Origin of the sequence: Agromyces humi (assembly GCF_009720255.1) — a bacterium.
Classification (GTDB): Bacteria; Actinomycetota; Actinomycetes; order Actinomycetales; family Microbacteriaceae; genus Agromyces; species Agromyces humi.
The window spans coordinates 1-3,739 of record NZ_WJSP02000358.1 but is presented as its reverse complement, the minus strand read 5'-3'; the positions used below and the strand labels follow the sequence as shown (position 1 = coordinate 3,739).

Here is a 3,739-nt window from a genome sequence, read left to right as displayed (position 1 = left end):
CGGGCATCGAGAGGAGGGTGAAGCTCGCTGAGCCGCAACTGACCTGGATGCGCGACTCCTCGGTGGCCACGCGGACGGGCGCGTTGGGGAGACGGCCGGCGATCTCGGCGAGCAGTCGGCCCGAGACGAGCACGGTGCCCGGCTCCTCGACGTCGGCCTGGATCTCGGTCTGCGACGAGACCTCGTAGTCGAAGGAGGAGAGGACCAGGCCGTCGGCGTTCGCCTTGATGAGGACGCCGGAGAGGATCGGGAGCGTGGTGCGCTGGGGCAGCAGCTTGACGGCGAAGGAGACGGCCTCACTGAAGACGTCGCGATTGACCTGGAACTTCACGGTTCTCCCGTCGTGGATGTCGCTGGGTGGGTCCCATGCTAGCGGGACTGCTCCGCGCGGCGCGGGGACATTCCGCCTCGCAGACCGGCGAGCGCTCCCCCGATCTCGATGTTGTCGGGATCCCCCCGTTAACCAGTTCTCTCTTAACGGTGTTAACCGCTGTGGAAACTGTGGATGGTGTTCAGTGATCCGCGGAACGACGCCCGAGTCCACCCATTCCATCTGTGCACAGCGTGTGGGTTTCGAGGACGGAGGCGTTGGCGGACCGTGCATCGTCGAAGCGGTTGTGCACAGGCTGACTGCCCGTTTGAACAGGCGTGGCGGGGTTGCTCGTTAACAATCCACAACTTCTCCACAGCTGTGGGAATCGTCGCCGAGCGGGCGCCACAGGGCATCGAGCGGCCATCCGGGCGCGCCGATCGAGCCGAGCGGATGCCGCGGCGGCGGCACGCGGCATCCGGAACAGCGATCGCGATCAGCGGTAGCGGCTGACCTGCTTGATGCGCGCGGTGAGCTCGGTGACCTGGTTGTAGATCGACCGGCGCTCCTTCATGAGCTCCGAGATCTTCTTGTTCGCGTACATCACCGTGGTGTGGTCGCGGTTGCCGAACAACTGCCCGATCTTCGGCAGTGACAGGCTCGTCAGCTCACGGCACAGGTACATCGCGATCTGGCGGGCGGTGGCGACGGCCTGCGACCGGCTCGAGCCGTAGAGGTCGTCGACCGTGAGCTTGAAGTAGTCGGCCGTGGCCGTGATGATGTCGACCGGGGCCACCACGTTGTCCGTGTCATCCGTGATCAGGTCCTTCAGCACGGTCTGGACGAGGGGCATGTCGACGGGCGTGCGGTTCAGGCTCGCGAACGCGGTGACGCGGATGAGGGTGCCCTCGAGCTCGCGGATGTTGCTCGACACCTTCGAGGCCATGTACTCGAGGATCTCGTCGGGCACCTGGAGTCGCTCGGACTGCGCCTTCTTGCGGAGGATGGCGATGCGGGTCTCGAGGTCGGGCGCCTGCACGTCGGTGATGAGGCCCCACTCGAACCGGCTGCGCATGCGGTCCTCGAAGCCGGTGAGGTGCTTCGGCGGCACGTCGCTCGTGATCACGACCTGCTTGTTGTGATCGTGCAGCGTGTTGAAGGTGTGGAAGAACGCCTCCTGCGTCTCCGCCTTGCCCTGCAGGAACTGGATGTCGTCGATCAGCAGGATGTCGATGTTGCGGTACCGCTGCTGGAACAGCGACCCCCGATTGTTCGCGATCGAGTTGATGAAGTCGTTCGTGAACTCCTCGGAGCTCACGTACCGCACCCGGATGCCGGGATACAGGCTCATCGCGTAGTGGCCGATGGCGTGAAGGAGGTGGGTCTTGCCGAGACCGGAGTCGCCGTAGATGAAGAGCGGGTTGTACGCCTTCGCCGGTGCCTCGGCCACGGCGACCGCCGCAGCGTGCGCGAATCGGTTGGACTGGCCGATCACGAAGCTGTCGAACGAGTACTTCGGGTTCAGGCGCGAGTCCCGCGGACGATCGGGGCTGGTGTTCTCGAAGACCGACTGCGGGGAGGCGTGCATCTCGACCGGGTTCGGGTAGTCGTCGAGTGCCGGCGACTGCGGCTCGGGAGCGCGCGCCTCTTCGAGCTCGGGGTTCACGACCACGTAGAACGACGTCACCGACGAGGGCGAGTCGATCGCGCTCATCGCCGTGAGGAGGGACACCCGCATGCGCTGGTTGAGCATGCTCGCGGTGAAGTCGTTCGGCACCTCGAGGTAGAAGGTGCCGGCGGCGATGCCCTTCGGCTCGACGAGGTTCAGGAAGCCCTGGAGCATCGGGGTGATCGCGTCGTCATGGGAGAGGCGGTCGAGGACGGTGGCCCACGTGTCCGAGATGGGCTGCTCTGTCATCGTTCCCCGCATTCGTTGGGTGCCGTTGGATGTGCCGCTGATCGATCCCCCGATCGACGATGCAAGCGGCGCGAGGCGAAGTGTTCACAGCGTTATCCACCGCCTGTGGGCAGAAATGCGACGACGCCCGGGATTCCGCGTGCGAGGCTGGGGATAACTGGTCTCAAACGGTAGCGAATCTCGCCCCTTGGGACAAATGCCCGTGCAGGGATTCGACCGCCCTCGCGTGTCGTTCCACAGGGATTCCCGAGGTACGCGGGATACTGTGTCGTTTGCACTCCGGCGTGATCGAGTCGTGCCCGGTTTGACCACGGCCCTTCAAGGCCGTAGTTTTAATAGGTTGACCCCAGCCCTTTGGGCACCCAGTTTTCCCGCCGCACCATCGCATCACCAAGCACGGCGCGGAGATCCGACAGTCGGAGAAGAAGAATGAGCAAGCGTACGTTCCAGCCGAACAACCGTCGTCGCGCCAAGAAGCACGGCTTCCGCCTTCGCATGCGCACCCGCGCAGGCCGTGCCATCCTGTCGGCACGCCGCGCCAAGGGTCGCACCGAACTCTCCGCGTAGTCGCTGCGGTGCTCGCCAAAGCCAATCGCATCACGAGCGCCGACGACTACCGAGTCATCGTGCGCCGCGGTGCGAAGGTCGCCGGTGCCCACACCGTGAGCTATGTGCGCTCGCGGGAGTCGGGCACCGACGCACGCTTCGGCTTCATCGTCTCGAAGAAGGTCGGCAATGCGGTTCGCCGCAATCTCGTACGCCGTCGACTCAAGGCCGTCTGTCATGACGCGTTGGTCGGCGGCGTTCGCGGTGTCGACGTCGTGGTCCGCGCGCTGCCCGGCGCTGCCGACGCCGAGTTCGGCACCCTCCGATCCGAGGTCCTCGACGCATTGGCCCGTCGTGCTCGGCCGGTCGTGTCCGATCACCTTCCCGTCGTCGACTCGTGGGTGGGCTGAGATGCGCGACCTCGCCCTCTTCCTCGTGCTCCTCCCCCGTAACCTGGGCGTGCTGCTCCTTCGCGGATATCGTGCCGTGATCTCGCCGCTGTACGGCGACGTCTGTCGCTACTACCCGTCCTGCTCGGCCTACGGCCTCGGCTCGGTGCAGCAGCGCGGACTGGTCGTGGGCGCCGCACTCACGGCGTGGCGCATCATCCGCTGCAATCCCTGGACGGCTGGCGGCATCGACGACGTGCGGCCCGCGGGTCACGATCGCTACCGCACCACGTCGTTCGGTTGGGTGGTGCCGAAAGGGATGTTCCCCAAGGCCGAAGCGGATGCCGCGGCCGCGCGCCGTGCCCACGAACTCGCCCATCGAGCCGACGACGGCATCGCACGCCACTCCAGCCTTCGCCCGCCCAGTGCCGAGCCGGCGTCCATGATCTCGACCCCCGCACTGTCCCGAAAGGACTGACCCCGCACATGCCTGATCTCATCGGCTTGATCCTCTGGCCCATCAAGTGGGTCATCGAGTTGATCCTCGTCGCGTTCCACTCGATGTGGACCTTCTTC

3 protein-coding genes and 2 pseudogenes are annotated in these 3,739 nt (G+C 65.6%); 3 read left to right on the top strand and 2 right to left on the bottom strand.

Annotation, left to right across the window (positions count from 1 at the left end; genetic code table 11):
- Both GH736_RS18980 and dnaA read right to left on the bottom strand, forming a co-directional pair.
- A pseudogene (locus tag GH736_RS18980) lies at positions 1 to 331 on the bottom strand (DNA polymerase III subunit beta); the annotation flags it as partial.
- 475 nt (positions 332 to 806) lie between these two features.
- On the bottom strand, positions 807 to 2,153 hold the full coding sequence (gene dnaA / locus GH736_RS18975; protein ID WP_407922376.1) for a chromosomal replication initiator protein DnaA: 1,347 nt from the start codon (positions 2,151 to 2,153) through the stop codon (positions 807 to 809).
- 504 nt (positions 2,154 to 2,657) lie between these two features.
- On the opposite strand from dnaA, the gene rpmH reads away from it, so the two are divergent.
- The 3 genes and pseudogenes from rpmH to yidD all read left to right on the top strand — a co-directional run.
- On the top strand, positions 2,658 to 2,795 hold the full coding sequence (gene rpmH, locus GH736_RS18970) for a 50S ribosomal protein L34 (RefSeq protein WP_022889115.1): 138 nt from the start codon (positions 2,658 to 2,660) through the stop codon (positions 2,793 to 2,795).
- A gap of 8 nt (positions 2,796 to 2,803) precedes the next feature.
- Positions 2,804 to 3,184, top strand: coding sequence for a ribonuclease P protein component (gene rnpA / locus GH736_RS18965; protein ID WP_159606126.1), 381 nt, complete (start codon positions 2,804 to 2,806; stop codon positions 3,182 to 3,184).
- A 1-nt stretch (position 3,185) separates the two neighbouring features.
- Positions 3,186 to 3,476: pseudogene (gene yidD, locus GH736_RS25215) on the top strand (membrane protein insertion efficiency factor YidD); the annotation flags it as partial.
- Positions 3,477 to 3,739 lie beyond the last annotated feature (263 nt).

Excerpts from the sequence above, each read along its gene's own strand:
- rpmH (WP_022889115.1), top strand. The coding sequence starts at position 2,658 with ATGAGCAAGCGTACGTTCCAGCCGAACAACCGTCGTCGCGCCAAGAAG.
- dnaA (WP_407922376.1), bottom strand. The coding sequence starts at position 2,153 with ATGCTCCAGGGCTTCCTGAACCTCGTCGAGCCGAAGGGCATCGCCGCC.